General features: G+C 64.7%; 14 protein-coding genes. 10 read left to right on the plus strand and 4 right to left on the minus strand.

Annotated features, from left to right (window positions below; genetic code table 11):
- Positions 1-307: 307 nt before the first annotated feature.
- Both bcp and AAGA68_26255 read left to right on the plus strand, forming a co-directional pair.
- Complete coding sequence (gene bcp, locus AAGA68_26250; protein ID MEM9388570.1) at positions 308-772, plus strand: thioredoxin-dependent thiol peroxidase; 465 nt, start codon at positions 308-310, stop codon at positions 770-772.
- 26 nt (positions 773-798) lie between these two features.
- Complete coding sequence (locus tag AAGA68_26255) at positions 799-1,563, plus strand: class II aldolase/adducin family protein (protein MEM9388571.1); 765 nt, start codon at positions 799-801, stop codon at positions 1,561-1,563.
- Here the strand turns inward: AAGA68_26255 and ilvA are convergent.
- Positions 1,551-3,104, minus strand: a complete 1,554-nt coding sequence (ilvA, locus tag AAGA68_26260) for a threonine ammonia-lyase, biosynthetic (protein ID MEM9388572.1) — start codon at positions 3,102-3,104, stop codon at positions 1,551-1,553. The genes AAGA68_26255 and ilvA overlap by 13 nt on opposite strands.
- 195 nt (positions 3,105-3,299) lie before the next feature.
- Between ilvA and AAGA68_26265 the strand changes: the two genes are divergently transcribed.
- The 3 genes from AAGA68_26265 (at position 3,300) to AAGA68_26275 (ending at position 8,092) form a co-directional block, all read left to right on the plus strand.
- Entirely contained in the window at positions 3,300-3,848 is a 549-nt protein-coding gene (locus tag AAGA68_26265; GenBank protein ID MEM9388573.1) for a DUF6491 family protein, read from the plus strand.
- The gene (locus AAGA68_26270; GenBank protein ID MEM9388574.1) at positions 3,848-4,663 is read left to right on the plus strand and encodes a nitrilase-related carbon-nitrogen hydrolase; all 816 of its coding nucleotides are present in this window, start codon (positions 3,848-3,850) and stop codon (positions 4,661-4,663) included. The genes AAGA68_26265 and AAGA68_26270 overlap by 1 nt, the downstream gene beginning before the upstream one ends.
- Before the next feature lie 177 nt (positions 4,664-4,840).
- A complete protein-coding gene (locus AAGA68_26275) occupies positions 4,841-8,092 on the plus strand; it encodes a glycosyl hydrolase (GenBank protein ID MEM9388575.1) in 3,252 nt (1,083 codons plus the stop codon).
- Between the two features lie 53 nt (positions 8,093-8,145).
- On the opposite strand, the gene AAGA68_26280 is transcribed toward AAGA68_26275, so the two are convergent.
- The gene (locus AAGA68_26280) at positions 8,146-10,227 is read right to left on the minus strand and encodes a tetratricopeptide repeat protein (GenBank protein ID MEM9388576.1); all 2,082 of its coding nucleotides are present in this window, start codon (positions 10,225-10,227) and stop codon (positions 8,146-8,148) included.
- A 242-nt stretch (positions 10,228-10,469) separates the two neighbouring features.
- On the opposite strand from AAGA68_26280, the gene AAGA68_26285 reads away from it, so the two are divergent.
- Complete coding sequence (locus tag AAGA68_26285) at positions 10,470-10,805, plus strand: cupin domain-containing protein (GenBank protein ID MEM9388577.1); 336 nt, start codon at positions 10,470-10,472, stop codon at positions 10,803-10,805.
- Between the two features lie 663 nt (positions 10,806-11,468).
- Entirely contained in the window at positions 11,469-12,239 is a 771-nt protein-coding gene (locus AAGA68_26290; protein MEM9388578.1) for a hypothetical protein, read from the plus strand.
- Positions 12,240-12,350: 111 nt separating this feature from the next.
- On the opposite strand, the gene AAGA68_26295 is transcribed toward AAGA68_26290, so the two are convergent.
- Both AAGA68_26295 and AAGA68_26300 read right to left on the minus strand, forming a co-directional pair.
- Entirely contained in the window at positions 12,351-12,887 is a 537-nt protein-coding gene (locus AAGA68_26295; protein ID MEM9388579.1) for a LysR substrate-binding domain-containing protein, read from the minus strand.
- 21 nt (positions 12,888-12,908) lie between these two features.
- Positions 12,909-13,232, minus strand: a complete 324-nt coding sequence (locus AAGA68_26300) for a LysR family transcriptional regulator (protein MEM9388580.1) — start codon at positions 13,230-13,232, stop codon at positions 12,909-12,911.
- A 184-nt stretch (positions 13,233-13,416) separates the two neighbouring features.
- Here AAGA68_26300 and AAGA68_26305 point away from each other — a divergent pair, with 184 nt between their 5' ends.
- From AAGA68_26305 to AAGA68_26315, 3 genes are read left to right on the plus strand one after another with little or no spacing between them, the layout of a single operon-like run.
- Positions 13,417-13,773 carry a metalloregulator ArsR/SmtB family transcription factor gene (locus AAGA68_26305; GenBank protein ID MEM9388581.1) on the plus strand — a complete coding sequence of 119 codons (357 nt, stop codon included), beginning with the start codon at positions 13,417-13,419 and terminating at the stop codon, positions 13,771-13,773.
- The gene (locus tag AAGA68_26310; GenBank protein MEM9388582.1) at positions 13,766-14,773 is read left to right on the plus strand and encodes a sodium-dependent bicarbonate transport family permease; all 1,008 of its coding nucleotides are present in this window, start codon (positions 13,766-13,768) and stop codon (positions 14,771-14,773) included. Before AAGA68_26305 ends, AAGA68_26310 begins: the two co-directional genes overlap by 8 nt.
- 13 nt (positions 14,774-14,786) lie before the next feature.
- Positions 14,787-15,092, plus strand: a complete 306-nt coding sequence (locus AAGA68_26315; GenBank protein MEM9388583.1) for a transcriptional regulator — start codon at positions 14,787-14,789, stop codon at positions 15,090-15,092.
- Positions 15,093-15,227 lie beyond the last annotated feature (135 nt).

Consider the following 15,227-nt stretch of genomic DNA (forward strand, 5'->3'; position numbering starts at 1 on the left):
GCCTGGCGGAAGCGCAGAGGAGGCTGGCTCGTCGCCCGCTCTCGGCGAGCAGGCGGCACTGAGCAGGATCAGCAGGCAGGTGCAAAGAGCGCCTAGGAAACTGGAGTTGGGGCGTTGCGAGGGCACTTGGGGGACGGCTCCGATTGCTGCGAGGGCGACATGCTTGAGGCGCCGGCGCGGCTATTCTAGCGGCGACCGTGCGCGGAGGGCAGTGCCCGGTATATGCTCGCCCTTCCCAATCGGTGCCAGTGGCCGAGGCGCGCCGGCGCCGACGGACAGGCGAGCCAAGCAGCCCCAAGGAGCAACGATGATCGAAGAAGGCAAAGCCCCACCCATGTTTACCCTGCGCGACACCGACGGCAATAAGGTGGCGCTGAAGGACCTAAAGGGCCAGCACGTGGTCGTGTACTTCTACCCGAAGGACGACACCCCGGGCTGCACCAAGGAGGCGTGCGGCTTTCGCGACCTCTGGGGGGACATCGAGGCCACCGGCGCCACCGTGCTCGGCATCTCACCGGACGACGGCGACTCCCACCGCAAATTCGTCGACAAGTACGACCTGCCCTTCACTCTCTTGAGCGATCCCGACCGTAAGGTCATGGAGAAGTACGGCGCCTGGGGGGAGAAGAATATGTACGGCAAGAAGACGGTGGGCGTCATTCGCTCCACGGTGCTGATCGGGCCCGACGGCAAGGTGCTTAGGCACTGGAAGCGCGTGCCCAAGGCGGCCGATCATCCGGCCAAAGTGCTCGAAGTACTCCAGGCGCTATAGCGCTCGCGCTGCTCGGGGGGATGCCGATGAGTCAGTTGCATCATCCCGAGGTGCGTGAACAGGTGTCAGACGAGGAGTGGCAGGCGCGGGTGGAGCTGGCCGCCTGCTACCGCCTGATCGCCCTCAACCGGTGGGACGACCTCGTTTTCACCCATGCCTCCACCCGCGTGCCCGGCACCGAAGACCACTTCCTCATCAACCCCTATGGCCTGCTCTTCGAGGAGGTCAGCGCGAGCAACCTGGTCAAGGTCAACCAGCAGGCGGGGAAAGTGCTGGACTCGCCCTACGCGGTGAACCCCGCCGGATTCATCATCCACTCGGCAATCCACGCCGCTCGCCAGGACATCCACTGCGTCTTGCATACGCACACCACCGCGGGTGTGGCCGTCTCCGCCAACCGTGACGGACTCCTCCCCATCTCCCAGCAAGCCGTGGTGGCCCTCTCCTCCATCGCCTACCACGACTACGAGGGTATTGCCGTCAACGAAAGCGAACGCTCAAGCTTGGTGGCTGATCTTGGCGATAAGACTCATTACATCCTGCGCAACAACGGCCTGCTCACTGTGGGCGCCAGCGTCGCCGACGCGTTCCTCGCCATGTACAACCTACAGAACGCCTGCGCGATTCAGGTGGCGGCCCTCGCGGGTTCGCAGGTAGTGAAGGTGGACCCGCGTATCGTCGACGGCATGCAGACTCAGGCGGAGAAGGTCACGCGCGGCCTGGGTGGCCAGCTTGTGTGGCCGTGCCTGCTGCGCCGACTCGACCGCGAGTTACCGGGCTACGACTGCTGATCGCTGCCTGCGCTCGCGTCGCGCGCCAGAAACTGCCGGTAGGCGGGGTTGTCGCTCTCGTCCCAACGGGGAAAGCCGAGGTCGTCTAGGTGGGTGTGGAAGCGGGCGCGGTCGGCGATCGGCACCTGCAGGGCCGTAAGCACGCGACCATGATCCGAGCCATGATTGCGGTAGTGGAACAAGCTGATATTCCATTCGCCGCCCACCACTTGTAGGAAGCGCATCAGGGCACCGGGCTTCTCTGGGAACTCAAAGCGATAGAGACGCTCGTGCGCCGGTCGCTCCCGGGCCCCGCCGATCATGTGGCGGATGTGCACCTTGGTGAGCTCATCATCACTGAGGTCTTGCACTTGGTACCCGCGCTCGCGCAACCCCGTGAGCACCTGCTCGCGCTCACTCGCGCCCTCGCTAAGTTCCAGCCCCACGAATATGTGGGCCCGCCGGGGGTCCGCGTAGCGGTAGGAGAACTCCGTGACGTTGCGGGTGCCGATAGCGCGGCAGAAGTCGAGGAAACTGCCACGCTGCTCGGGAATCTCTACCGCCACCAGCATCTCCTGCTGCTCACCGATGGACGCGCGCTCTGCTATGTGGCGCAAGCGGTCGAAGTTCATGTTAGCGCCGCAGTTCACTGCCACGAGCTCGCGCCGTCGCAAGCCGTCGCGCTCGACGACCCGCTTCAGGCCCGCGACCGCTAGGGCGCCAGCGGGCTCCACTACGCTGCGCGTGGCCTCGAAGATATCGCGGATGGCCGCACAGATCTGATCCGTGTCCACCGTCACTACCTCATCGAGATACGCCTGGCACAGGCGGAAGGTCTCATCGCCGACGCGCCGCACGGCAACACCGTCGGCGAAGATCCCCACGTGCTCGAGCGTCACCGGCGCCCCCGCCGCCAGGGCAGCTTGCATGCTCGCCGCGTCGCGCGGCTCAACGCCGATCAGTCGTGTGCCTGGCATCAGCGCCTTGACGTAGATCGCGATGCCAGCCGCTAAGCCGCCGCCGCCGATGGGCACGAAGATCGCGTCGATCTTGCCTGGGTGCTGGCCCAGTATCTCCATCGCGATCGTGCCCTGGCCAGCAATGACGTCCGGGTCATCGAAGGGATGGATGAACGTGAAGCCATCGCGTTCGGCAAGGTGACGCGCGTGCGCGTAGGCATCGTCGTAGGTCTCCCCCTGCAAGACGACCTCACCGTCGAGTCGACAAACCGCTTCCAGCTTGATCCGCGGTGTGGTGACGGGCATCACGATGACAGCACGCAGGTCGAGGCGTTGGGCGGCGAGCGCCACGCCCTGCGCGTGATTACCCGCCGAGCTGCAGATCACCCCCTGCGACCGCTGTTCGCTCGAGAGGTTGACGATGCGGTTGTAGGCACCGCGTAGTTTGAAGGAGAAGACCGGCTGCAGATCTTCACGCTTGAGCCAGACGTGATTTGCAAGGCGCGCCGACAGCTCCGCCGCCGGTTCCAGCGGCGTACGATCCGCCACGTCGTAGACGCGTGCGGTGAGGATCCGCTTTAAGTAATCACTGGCACCGATCATGGCATCGACGCTAGCACAGCGCCGAAACCGATTCAGGCACCGTGGCTTCGTACCGCGTGGGGCGAGCCCGCGCGGTACACTGACGGGCACGGATCAGTTGAACGGGGACGCCGCGGCAGGGTCCTAACGTTCGTGGGCGGCGCGCTCGCCGACACTGCCGCGCGCCTCTCTTTTGACCTCAGCCCAGGAGATTTCATGGCAAGCGCGCCTTTGCGACGCTCCGCTTCCCTCACGCTGCTGCTCGGCCTCGCGGTGCTGGTGACGGCCTTGGCCGCCGGTTGCGCCACCAGCAGCGATGCGGCGGACGCCCAGCGTCGCCGCGACCTAGTGGTGGTGCCCCCGAATTCGCAGGCCGTCGACTCCCTTCGCTGGTCGCGGGTGCGCTCGATCAAGCCCGTCAACAATCGCATGATCTTGATCGAGGCGGGTCGCCCCTACCTCCTCGTGCTCTCCACCCCCTGTCGCGGTTTGCAACCGAACAGCGTGGTGGTGTCGGAGAACGTGGGGGCCAAGTTCCAGCCGCGCATCGATACGCTGATCTTCGTCGATCCGTTCTCCAGCGCCGGGTTCAACGCGGGCACGGGCTCACTGGACAACATCGGCATCGTGAACCCAAGCGCCCGCACGGGCACCCTCGTGGGCCGGGGCGGCGTCGTCTGTCAGCCGGAGACGCTCTACGCTCTGGAGAGCAGCGAGTCGGTCGACCAAGTGCGTCAGGCTGTCTCTCGCAAGAAGGAGAAGTAATGGCGGCTAGCGACGGCGGGAGTGGCCGCCTGCGGGTCGGGACCCTCCAGTTTCACCCAACCTTTGGTGACGTTGGCCGCAACCGCGAGCGAGTATGCGAGGCCCTCGCGAACATCGAGGCGGACCTGCTGGTCTTACCTGAGCTCCCCTTCACCGGTTACCACTTCGCGGACCGGGCCGAGGCCTTGGCACTTGCCGAACCGCTCGACGACTCCCCCACGCTGATGAGGCTCGTGCAGCTGTGCGGCGAACGAAGGTTCCATCTGGTCACGGGCTTTGCCGAGCGCGCTGGCGAGAAGCTCTTCAACAGCGCCTTGCTGATCGGCCCCGAGGGCTTGATCGATTGCTATCGCAAACTGCACCTGTTCAACACGGAGACCGCCATCTTCGACCCGGGCGATCAGCCCCTTCGCGTGCACGAGGTGGCGGGGGCACGCATCGGCATGATGGTGTGCTTTGACTGGGTCTTCCCAGAGGTAGCACGCACCCTGGCCCTGCGCGGCGCCCAAGTCCTGTGTCATCCGAGCAACCTCGTGCTGACCTTCTGTCAGCAAGCCATGATCACCCGCTCGATCGAGAACCGCGTGTTCGCGGCCACCGCCAATCGTTTCGGTGAGGACCGGCGCCCGCACGGCACGCTCGACTTCACCGGCCAAAGCCAGCTCACGACGCCGAAGGGCGAGCTGCTGTTCCGGTGCTCAGGCGACGCCGAGCAGGTGTGCGTGGCGGCGATCGACCCCGCCGAGGCCGACGGCAAGTACATCACCCCCGCCAACCACGTCCACGACGACCGCCGGCCAGAGTTCTACGCCTGATGCCCGCACTGGGCGCGACCCTTCGAGCCCGCAGCGCAACTCCGTCTCGAGCCCAGACGCGCGTGCGCGAGCGCGGGCCGCTACACTTGTCTGCTGTCTGTCGAGGGCACGATGCTATCTCGGCCGCACGGAGCGGCCTGCAAGTCTAGAAAAAATTTCTGAATAACTGGAGGTTACATGCGCTTTCTCGCGTCCTTTGGAATTTCTGCTCTGGCGGCAGCCCTGCTCGCAGCGAGCGCTCAGGCAGAGGAGCCGCTAGCGGCCTTCAATGGCCTGAAGCTGCGCAACCTCGGGCCAGCCGTCACCTCGGGACGCGTGGTCGAGTTCGCCGTGCATCCGGAGAACCAGCATCACTACTTTGCCGCCACGGCTTCCGGTGGCCTATGGCTGACGAAGAACGATGGCATCACCTGGACGCCCGTATTCGATGGCTACGGCAGCTACTCGATCGGCACCGTCACCCTCGACCCGCGCAACCCTCTGGTGGTGTGGGTTGGCACGGGCGAGAACAACAGCCAGCGCAGCGTCGCCTACGGTGACGGCATCTACCGCTCCGTCGACGGCGGCCGCAGCTTCGAGAAGATGGGCTTGGAGAGCTCCGAGCACATCAGTCAGATCGGCTTTCACCCGAAGGATCCGGACATCGTCTACGTGGCCGCTCAGGGCCCCTTGTGGAATGGGGGCGGTCACCGCGGCTTCTACCGCTCCAGCGACGCCGGCCAGAGCTGGGAGCGCCTGCTGCACGTAAACGACTATACGGGGGCCAATGAGTTCGTGGTGCACCCGGACAACCCGGACCACATTGTCGTCTCCACCTACCAACGCCACCGCGCCGTGTGGACCTTGATCAATGGCGGCCCAGGCAGCGGCGTGCACAAGTCTACCGACGGCGGCAAAACCTGGCGCAAGCTCGCGGGCGGCTTACCAGGCAAGAACGACCTCGGCCGCATCGGCCTCGCGTCCGCGCCATCGAACCCCAACATCCTCTACGCCATTGTCGAAGGCCTCGACGGCGAGGGTGGCGTCTACCGCTCGATGGACTTCGGTGAGACCTGGGAGAAGCGCTCGGGCTACAAGACCACCAGCGCCCAGTACTACAACGAGATCACCGTCGATCCCTACGACAGCGACCGCGTGTACTCTCTCGACACCTTCACCAGTGTCTCAGAAGATGGTGGTAAGTCATTCAAAAGACTGTCGTTCAAAGCTAAGCATGTCGACGACCACGCAATTTGGATCGACGCCGAGGACACCCAGCACATCCGCATCGGCGGTGATGGCGGCGTCTACGAGAGTTTCGATAGGGGCCAGACCTGGCGCCATGCCCGAAACCTACCGCTGACCCAGTTCTACCGCGCCACGCCGGATAATGGCTTCCCCTTTTACTCGGTCTATGGCGGCACCCAAGACAACAACACCTTGGGCGCCCCCGTGCGTACCACCTTCTCCCGCGGCATCACCAATGACGACTGGACCTTCACCCTGGGTGGTGACGGCTTCAAGCCGCAGATCGACCCGACGGACCCGTCGATCGTCTACAGCCAGTACCAGTACGGCGGCCTCGCTCGCTACGACATGAAGACGGGCAACGCGGTATACATCGCGCCCCAGCCCGGCCCGGGCGAACCGGCCCTGCGCTGGAACTGGAATGCGCCGCTGATCATCAGCCCGCACGATCCCGCACGCCTGTATTACGGCGCCGAGAAGCTGTTTCGTTCCGATGACCGCGGCGACAGCTGGACGCCAGTGAGCGGTAACCTCACGCGCCAGCTCGATCGCAACGAGCTCGAAGTGATGGGCAGGATCTGGTCCGTGGACTCGATCGCCAAGAACGCGTCGACCTCGGTGTACGGCTCGCTCGTCGCCCTCGATGAGAGCCCACTGGTGGAAGGCCTCCTCTACGCGGGCACGGACGACGGGCTGATCCAGGTCAGCGAGAACGGCGGCGAGGGCTGGCGATCTGTTTCTAGCATCATCGGCGTACCGAACATGTCCCTGGTCGAGGACCTCATCGCCGACCTGCACGACGCCGACACAGCCTACGCCGTGTTCGACAACCACAAGCGCGGCGACTTCCGCCCCTACGTCTTCAAGTCGACGGACCGTGGGCAAACCTGGAAGAGCATAACCGGCGACCTGCCCGAGCGCGGCACGGCGCACACGATCATCCAAGACCACGTCGACCCAGAGCTGCTCTTCGTGGGCACGGAGTTTGGCCTCTACGTGACCCAAGACGGTGGCAAGCACTGGGCGGCGCTGAAGGGCGGCTTCCCGACAATCGCCGTGCGCGACCTGGAGATCCAGCGTCGCGAAGGCGACCTCGTGGTGGCAAGCTTCGGCCGCGGTATCTACATCCTCGATGACTACAGCCCCTTGCGCACCAACGCGGCGGACATGCAGAGCGCCGACGCCATCCTGTTCCCAGTCAAAGACCCCTGGGCGTTCTTCGAGCGTTACGACGGCGACTCGCCGGGGACCGGCCGCTACGCCGCCCCCAACCCCACCTTCGGCGCTGTGTTCACCTACCACTTGAAGGATGGCTACAAGACCCTGCGCGAGATGCGTCGCGAGGCCGAGCGCAAGCTTGAGAAGAGCGGTGCCGATACGCCTTACCCGTCCTGGGATGAGCTTCGTGCAGAAGACCGCGAGGAGGCACCGAGCGTAGTACTCACCGTGCGCGATGCCGATGACAACGTCGTTCGCCGCATCTCAGGCCCCAAGGGCAAGGGCCTGCACCGAGTGGCGTGGGACCTTCGCATGCCCGCCGCCGACCCCGTGAACCTCAACGCCCTCGGGGAGCGCCCGCCCTGGTGGCCTGCACCCGCCGGGCCGATGGTCGTGCCAGGTGAGTACACGGTTTCCCTAGCCGTCCGCCAAGGTGGTGAGCTAACCGAGCTGGGCGACGCGCAGACCTTTACCGTCAAGCGCCTCGACCAGGGTGGCATCATCGCTGACGACCTCGATGAGGTTGTGGCGTTCCAGCGCAAGACCCATCGCCTATCCCGTGCCGTGGACGGTGCTGCGAAGTATATCGGCGAGATGGATAGGCGCCTCGCCCACCTGAAGCGAGGCTTCACCGATACGATGGCGCCAACCGAGAGCCAACAGCAGCAACTGCGGGCGATCGTGGCGGCGTTAGCGGATCTCAAGGTGGTCATGAATGGCGATGCCACCGTTGCGCGTCGGGCGGAGCCCGTGCCCTGGCCGATCACGAATCGCGTCGGCAGCATCCAGTTCGGACACTGGGATTCCTACGCGCCCGTCACCAGCACACATCGCCAGGCCTACGACATCGCCGCCCAGGAATTCTCCGGCGCCCTGCAGGAGCTCAAGCGCATCGACAGCATGCTCGAGAATCTAGAGCAAGACGCGGAAAGACTGGCCGTGCCGTTCACACCGGGCCGCGTGCCCAACTGGCAGCCTGAGTAGGCAGCCCGTTCCCATGCGGTGGTAGCCCCGACGGGTCGGCCACCGCAGGACCCCTATGCGTGTCGGGACAGCATCCGCTTAAGGCGCCGCCCCAGCCCCCGCGCTGCGCGCTTCACCTCGTACAACTGCGGCTTCTCCATGTACCCAGCGGCGATCCAAAACGCCTCTTCATCCTCATCCTCGCGCCCAAGCTGATGCAGCGCGTAGGCGCGGTTCTGAAACGCTTGGGAATGGCGCGGATTGAGGCGCAGAGCAGCCTCGAAGTGCTCGATGGCTTCCTCGAAACGTCCCTCCTGAACCAGGTAAGCGCCCCAGGTCGAGCGCACGTCGGCGTTGGCGGGATCCACCCGCACCGCGGTTCTCACGGCCTCGCGACTTTCGTCCGCGCGATCGAGGTTCATCAGCATCACGGCTCGGCCTAGGTGACCGTTGCCGTTGGTCGGCTCCAGCGCGATCGCCTGCTCGTAGGCTTCCAACGCACGGTTGATCCAAGGAAGCATCGGATGCTCCTGCTCACTGTCTCTGGCGGCTAGCGCACCCACCTGCGTTAGGGCGGAGCCGCGCCCGACGTAGCAGTCCGCGTGTTGCGGGTCAGCCGCGATGCCGCGATTGAACTCACGCAGGGCGTCGCGCACGCGCAGCAGCTTGAGCAGCGCTTCTCCGGCTTGGAAATGCGCATCCGCAGGACTCGTCGTCACTTGAGGCCGCGCCCCGATGAGGCCACGTAGCTGCACCAGCCAGTCCGCCTGCGGCAACCGCTCACCGCTCACATCGACGTGTTGTAGGTCTAGCAGCAACGAGATCGGCTCTCCCGCCAGCAGCAGCGGGAGGATCGGGATCTGCAACCGGTCGGCGAGGAGGAGCTCACGCCTTACCCAGGTAGAATCCAGCGCCGATGGCGAAACGACCACCACCACCGCAGCGGCAGCGCGCAGGCGATCTTCGATATCGCGCATCCACTGATCGCCCGTTCGGATCGCATCATCGAACCACACCGGCACCTGGGCCTGCGTGAGCCAATCGACCAATTGCCTGACGTACTCCCGATCGTCCCGAGAGTACGAGATGAACACTGCCGCGCCGGTAGGCACACCACTCTCGCGGTCGGGGCCTATCGCGCTGGTGGGCGGACCATCTGCGAGCGCGATGCTGACGGCGCGACGCCGGGCGCGGCGGGCCTGCTGACGCTTACCCATTCTTTCCAATAGCATCGCGCGACAGCGCTCAACCTCGGAATTCGAGGGCAGCAGCGCCAGGAAGCGTTCTATCGGCATTTCTTCGTGAAAGGCATCGGAGCTAGCGTTGAGCTTTGCCAATCGCGAGGCCATCGCGCTTACGAATGGCTCGTCGATCGCCGACTCCGGGAACGCTCTTTGCAGGATCTCCAGCGCCGTTTCCGGCTGTCCCAGCCCTGCGAGCGCCTGGCTGAGTGGAAGCGCGCTTCGCTTCGCGTCCGGCGCACGTTCCAACACTCGAGAGAGGGCCGCGCGCGCAGGCTCCAGGTCGCCGAGTCCGACCAACGCCTCGCCGCGTCCTGCCAGCGCGACCATGCTGGCTGGTTCGCGCGCCAAGGCGCGCTCGAAGGAGCCCAGCGCTTGCTCGTAGCGGCCTAAGCCCAGGGCGCTGAAACCCCTTCCGATAAGCGCGTTGCTGTCATCGCGTGAGGCCGCGACTCGTTGGGCGAAGCCCCGCAGGGCCGCTTGCCACATACCCTGCTGCAGCAGCGCCCAGGCGCCCTCTGACAGGGAGGTTTCCGCCTCTTGCACGCTATCGTCGATGCGCTGAAAGAAGGCGCCGCTTGGTAGCGCTTCCCCGCGCACGTCAGTGAAGTTCAGGTCAGCCAGCTGTGCCCAGGGTTCACCGGATAGCAATAGCGGCAGCACGGGGCGCTCATTGGCGCGAGCCCACGCCACCGCGGCGCGCAGGGTACCGCCATCATCGGCGTCATCGGTAGCGATGACGAGCACGGCGCGAACGGAACCGTCGATCTCGGCGTCACGCAGGCTTGGCTCTGATGCTATTTTATTTACTAGGTACCCGCGGAAACTCAGTTCCTGCCACAAGCGCTGCGCGTAAACCGCGCCGCTGGGGCCCGCGGCAAGCAGCACGGACGGTTCATCCCTATTGATAGTCACCGTAAGTCGCTCTCAGAATGGGAAGTCGACTTGAGTGGCGAAAATGCTACCACGACCTTGGCGCTCACGACGGTGTTGATCGGCCAAGACTGCCGATTTGCGCGGCGACTCGACTGCCCGACCGTCTTTGCGCGCGAGTTGCCGTCGTGCTGCCCGCGGCACAGAATGACTGCCCGCTGGCGCGCTTGCACCGAGCACCCAGCGCCTTTCCTACCAACCCGGACCGCCGCAGGAGGCATGACGTGCAGATCGAGAGTTGGGGCACCATGCGTTGGTTGGTAGAAGACGCCTCGCACCGAGGGGCCGACCTCTCCCTTGCCCGCATGACCGTTAGCCCAGGTTGCACGAGCCCCGCGCACCGCCACAGCAATGCCAATGAGGCGATCCACGTTGTGGCAGGCGAGTTGGAGATCCGCGTCGGGAAGCAGTGGTTGGCGGCGCGCGCGGGCGATACGGTATACGTCGCCCAGGGCACCACTCATCAGGCGCGATGCCGAGGCGACGCGCAGGCCGTACTGATCATCGCCTACTCCGCGGGCCAGCGCACCTACGAGAGCATGGAGGGTGTGGAAGATTAAGCGCTCCATCGGCGCTAGTGGGCCGCTCTCACTCCTCGATACGGTCAAGTCTCGCTTGACGCCGCGCATACCGAAAGCTCCACTCCGCGCTCCCAAAGAACCGAAAGCCGCGCCACCGCGCGTCGGCTTCTGCACCGGACTGCAAGCGCAGCGCTTGACCCTAACCGACGGCAGTCGGCCGGCGAACGTGGTCGGAAACGACTTGCTCGGGATACTCCAGTCAGGCTCGGTCGGGGCGCCCTTGCAAACGCTAGAACCCACCACGCGGGACGTGTAGCTCGCGGTCTTCGACCCCGCCGGTCGCAGGCTGCTCTTCTCCACCCTGCGGGGCGGCAGGGACTTCGATAGCCTCTGCTAGGGACGCCAGGTGGATGCGCAGCGAAACGCTATCTTCGGCGGCGGCACAAGCTCAGCCGACTTCCCCACCGTGCAACCGCTGCAAGCGCAGCTGGCAGCCACTGGACGAGGCCATGGCCGGCCTTAGTGATGGCATAGGCCGGCCTACTCGGATGCTAGGATCTGTGCTCGACACATACGCGCCAGACTCTCGGGTTTGCTCGCGGAGCGTCTGCGAGAAGTCGGCCCCTCACTGTCCAGCGTGAGAGATTCTGGTCGCTCGATACACTCGATGTGAGCGTGTAGGATTTTCGGAGCGGAACACCGATGGACAAGCCCAACGCCGCGGACCAGGACGAGAACGTTGTGTTCAGCTACCTGTGGCTGCGCTTTCTCATCGGGCTGGTGGCGATCTTCCTTGCTGGCCTCGTGCAAGGGATCGCCGGGGAACCGCTGCTGCCGACCGTAAGTCATTCCTATTGGACCGGGGCGCGCGACTTCTTCGTCGGCTCGCTCTACATCATCTTCGCCTTCTTGGTCGCCTACAACGGGCGCGGCCCCGTGGACTTCTGGACCACCAAGGTCGCTTGCCTGACCAGCTTCGGGGTGGCGTTCTTCCCCACCTGCCCCCTGCCGACTCACCGATGCAGCGGCGGCCCCCCGCCCCCGAGTTGCCCCTCTGGCGCATGCCCGCTCCCCAACGAGGGTTGCCTACCGGGATACCTCGACTGGCTGGGCCAGCACGTCTCCACGGCCCATACGGTATGCGCGGTCGTACTCCTGCTCTGCCTTGTTGTGCTGGTCGTTAACTTCATCCGCCACGCCCTAGGCAAGCTGCCCGCGATGACCCTGCGAAAGCCAACTGACGCCCCCGTCCCCTTTATCACCGTGTGGTGCCGCGTGGGGATCTACGCTGCGTGCCTTGTGGCGATGGTGATCAGCCTGGGAATCGGTGCTGCCTACGCACTGTGCTGGGTAAGCGGTGATCGGGTGATCTACTGGGTTGAGTTCTGGGCATTGCTCGCCTTCGGCATCGCGTGGCTTACCGCTGGATCCTACCGGTATGTTGAGACGCAGCTAGCAACGCTGCATCAGTAGGCGGGCGCTCGATGAGGCCCGATCCAGCTGCGACCGCCAGGAGATATGCGGTAGGAAGCCGCCTTGGGTGGCTTGCTCCAGGGTCGTACGCAGCTGCGATGCCAGTTACCGCTAGTTTCCTGAGGGCGTAATGAAAAGCTCGCGGAGTAACTCGTTCGGAAACTGGCGCTCCACCCGTAGGGCCGAAAACGTCTCGAAGCATCCCGGCAGGTTCGCCAGCACGTGTAGCTCGCCAGATTCAAGCTCATCGGCGACGACGATCGGCGGGACCAGCACGAGCGATCGCGCCTGTCGCGCCATCAGGCGTAGCAGGGCCATATCATCTACCTCGGCCAACAGTCTGGGGTGCAATTCGAGGCGATCGACCAGAGCATCGAACTCCACGCGCATTGAGCTCTCACGGGTCGGCACCGCGATTGGGTAGCGGCTCAGCAACTCCACGACCGACAGCTCGGGATTCCCGATACCGGGCGCCGCGATAAGGGCTACCGGTTGGCGGTCGATCGTGTGGGCGTTCCAGCGGGTAGCCGCGTCGCGCGCTGGCACATGGTTGGAGAGCACCACGTCCAAGCGGTGGCTCTCCAAGCCGTCCAACAGATAGTCCAGGGTGCCCGAGCGCACCACAATGCGCACATCGTCGCGCGCCAATAGCGGCGCCAGAAAGCGAATCTACAGGTTTCGCGACAGGGTGGAGAGGGCCCCCACTCGTAGCACCTTACTGAGCCGCGTGCCCTCCTGCAGGGAGCTCGTGAGTTCCGCGCCGTTCGCAAAGATCACGTTCGCGTGCTCGAGGGCCACCCTCCCCGCTTCGGTCAGGATCAGCCGTTTGCCCTCGCGCAGGAACAGGTCGTGGCCAAGCTGCTGTTCGAGCTTCTTGATCTGCAACGACAGGGACGACTGCGAGACGTGCAGTTCCTGCGCAGCCTGCGTGAGGTTGCCGTTGTTGGCCACAGCCCAAAAGTAGTGAAGATGGTTGTAGTTAAGACGCGCCATCGTGTTCATATTATAAACAGAACGATTCCTTAGATACTTTGAATTTTATAAATCGGTTGAGCTACTCCACAGTGCTGCCCCGCAGCAGACCTGGCGAGCGCCAACGCGGACGCTAGCGGACTGCTCGCCGGGGGTGCCACCTGCGAAGTACCCCATGGACGGAACGGGTGCTGGATGGGAACGCATGGCGCGAAGCGTGGCGGAAGTTGACGAGATCACTCGACTGTTGAAGGTGCTGGCGCACCCAGATCGCGTGCAGTTGATCCAGCTGATGGCGCGGGCGGGGGAGATAGACGTCGGCAGCATGGCGCAGGAACTCGCGTTACCCGCGAGCCGTGTGTCCCAGCACCTCTCCCAACTGCGCGCGCACCGACTGGTGATCGAGTCGCGCCAGGGTCGCCACCGCCTGTACACGCTGGTGCAGCCCGGTCTTGCGAGCTGGCTGCTCGACGGCAACGTTCTGGCCACGGCAGCGGTGGGCTTGCGAATCGGTGCCAGCCCCCTCGACACCGGTGAAGATCCAAGGCCAAGCGATGAGTAGCGCATTTCTAAGCAACATCACCTCACCCCCACTCCTATTCTTCTTCCTAGGTGCGTTCGCCACCTTCGCACGCTCTGATCTGGATGTGCCCAATCCCGTGGCGCGAGCCGTGTCCGTGTATCTGCTGCTCGCCATCGGCTTCAAGGGCGGCGTATCGCTCTCGGGCAGCGCCCTGTCGCCCGAGGTGTTCGCTGCCCTAGGCGCCGCCCTCGCCCTTGCAGCGCTGGTACCGGTCTACGTGTTCTTCATCGTCTCGCGCTGGTTCGATAAGGCGGATGCCGCCGCGATCGCAGCCACCTACGGCTCCATCAGCGCGGTCACCTTCGTCACGGCGACCAACTACCTCGACAGTGTTCATATCCCTTGGGGAGGACACTTCGTGGCCGCCATGGCGCTCATGGAGGCTCCGGCCATCGTCGTCGGGCTGTTCCTGTATCGCCTCGTGGGCGGTACAGCCGATGAAGGCGACAAGGGCGAGGAAGACATGGGCCTCAGCACCCTACTGCGCGAGGCGTTCCTAAACGGATCGGTGGTGCTCATCCTCGGCAGTTTGCTGATCGGTTGGGTCAGCGGCGAGCGGGGCATGGCTCAGCTACAGCCGTTCGTGAAGACCCCCTTCGTCGGCATGCTATGCCTGTTCCTGTTGGATATGGGATTAGTGGCCGCCCGCCGCCTGCGCGACATCGCGGATCCCCGCGGCCGCGCCTTGGGTGTGTCGCCCATCGCCATGGGAGGCCTGGCCCTGGGCTTCGCCCTGCTCAACGGCGGCGTCGCCCTGGCCCTGGCGCTACTGCTCGGACTCTCGGAGGGAGACGCGCTATTGCTCGCCATCCTGGGCGCTAGCGCCTCCTACATCGCCGTGCCCGCCGCCATGCGCCTGGCCCTGCCGAACGCCAATCCAGGTATCTACCTGACCATGTCCTTGGCCATTACCTTCCCGTTCAATATTCTCTTTGGGATCCCCCTGTTCCATCACCTGATACGCTCGTTCGCGGGCTGAGGAGGGAAGACTCATGCGTCCTTGCAAGCGACTCGAAATCGTTCTGGAACGCTCGCAGATGGAGCGCCTCATACGAGCCCTGCACGAGGCCGGCGCGGACGGCTACACCTTCCTCATGCACGCGGGCGGCAGTGGCGACCGTGGCTATCGACGCGCCGACGACGTGACTGACACGGACGAGAACTGCGTCTTCATCGTCGCCGCCGAAGACGACGACGCCGCGCAAGCCATCCTGGACCGCGTACGGCCCATCCTCGAGCGCTACGGCGGCATGTGTCTGCTCAGCGATGCTCAGTGGTTGATCCACGCGGGTCGCTAGCCTGCTTTATTCATGAGGTGTGGCGTTGAGCCCCTGAGATGAGATCGTAGGGCGTTGACCGCAGCTGAGCGAGTGCCTGTGAGGCGTTCTCAGGGTTGAGGCCGGCGTTTTCCGAGTGTTGGGGTCGCTCATGCA

Source organism: Pseudomonadota bacterium, assembly GCA_039193195.1.
GTDB lineage: Bacteria > Pseudomonadota > Gammaproteobacteria > Steroidobacterales > JBCBZW01 > JBCBZW01.

Bases quoted from the DNA above. Each gene is read 5' to 3' on its own strand.
- bcp (MEM9388570.1), top strand. From the start codon at position 308: ATGATCGAAGAAGGCAAAGCCCCACCCATGTTTACCCTGCGCGACACC.
- AAGA68_26255 (MEM9388571.1), top strand. From the start codon at position 799: ATGAGTCAGTTGCATCATCCCGAGGTGCGTGAACAGGTGTCAGACGAG.
- ilvA (MEM9388572.1), bottom strand. From the start codon at position 3,104: ATGATCGGTGCCAGTGATTACTTAAAGCGGATCCTCACCGCACGCGTC.
- AAGA68_26265 (MEM9388573.1), top strand. From the start codon at position 3,300: ATGGCAAGCGCGCCTTTGCGACGCTCCGCTTCCCTCACGCTGCTGCTC.
- AAGA68_26270 (MEM9388574.1), top strand. From the start codon at position 3,848: ATGGCGGCTAGCGACGGCGGGAGTGGCCGCCTGCGGGTCGGGACCCTC.
- AAGA68_26275 (MEM9388575.1), top strand. From the start codon at position 4,841: ATGCGCTTTCTCGCGTCCTTTGGAATTTCTGCTCTGGCGGCAGCCCTG.
- AAGA68_26290 (MEM9388578.1), top strand. From the start codon at position 11,469: ATGGACAAGCCCAACGCCGCGGACCAGGACGAGAACGTTGTGTTCAGC.
- AAGA68_26300 (MEM9388580.1), bottom strand. From the start codon at position 13,232: ATGGCGCGTCTTAACTACAACCATCTTCACTACTTTTGGGCTGTGGCC.
- AAGA68_26305 (MEM9388581.1), top strand. From the start codon at position 13,417: ATGGCGCGAAGCGTGGCGGAAGTTGACGAGATCACTCGACTGTTGAAG.
- AAGA68_26310 (MEM9388582.1), top strand. From the start codon at position 13,766: ATGAGTAGCGCATTTCTAAGCAACATCACCTCACCCCCACTCCTATTC.
- AAGA68_26315 (MEM9388583.1), top strand. From the start codon at position 14,787: ATGCGTCCTTGCAAGCGACTCGAAATCGTTCTGGAACGCTCGCAGATG.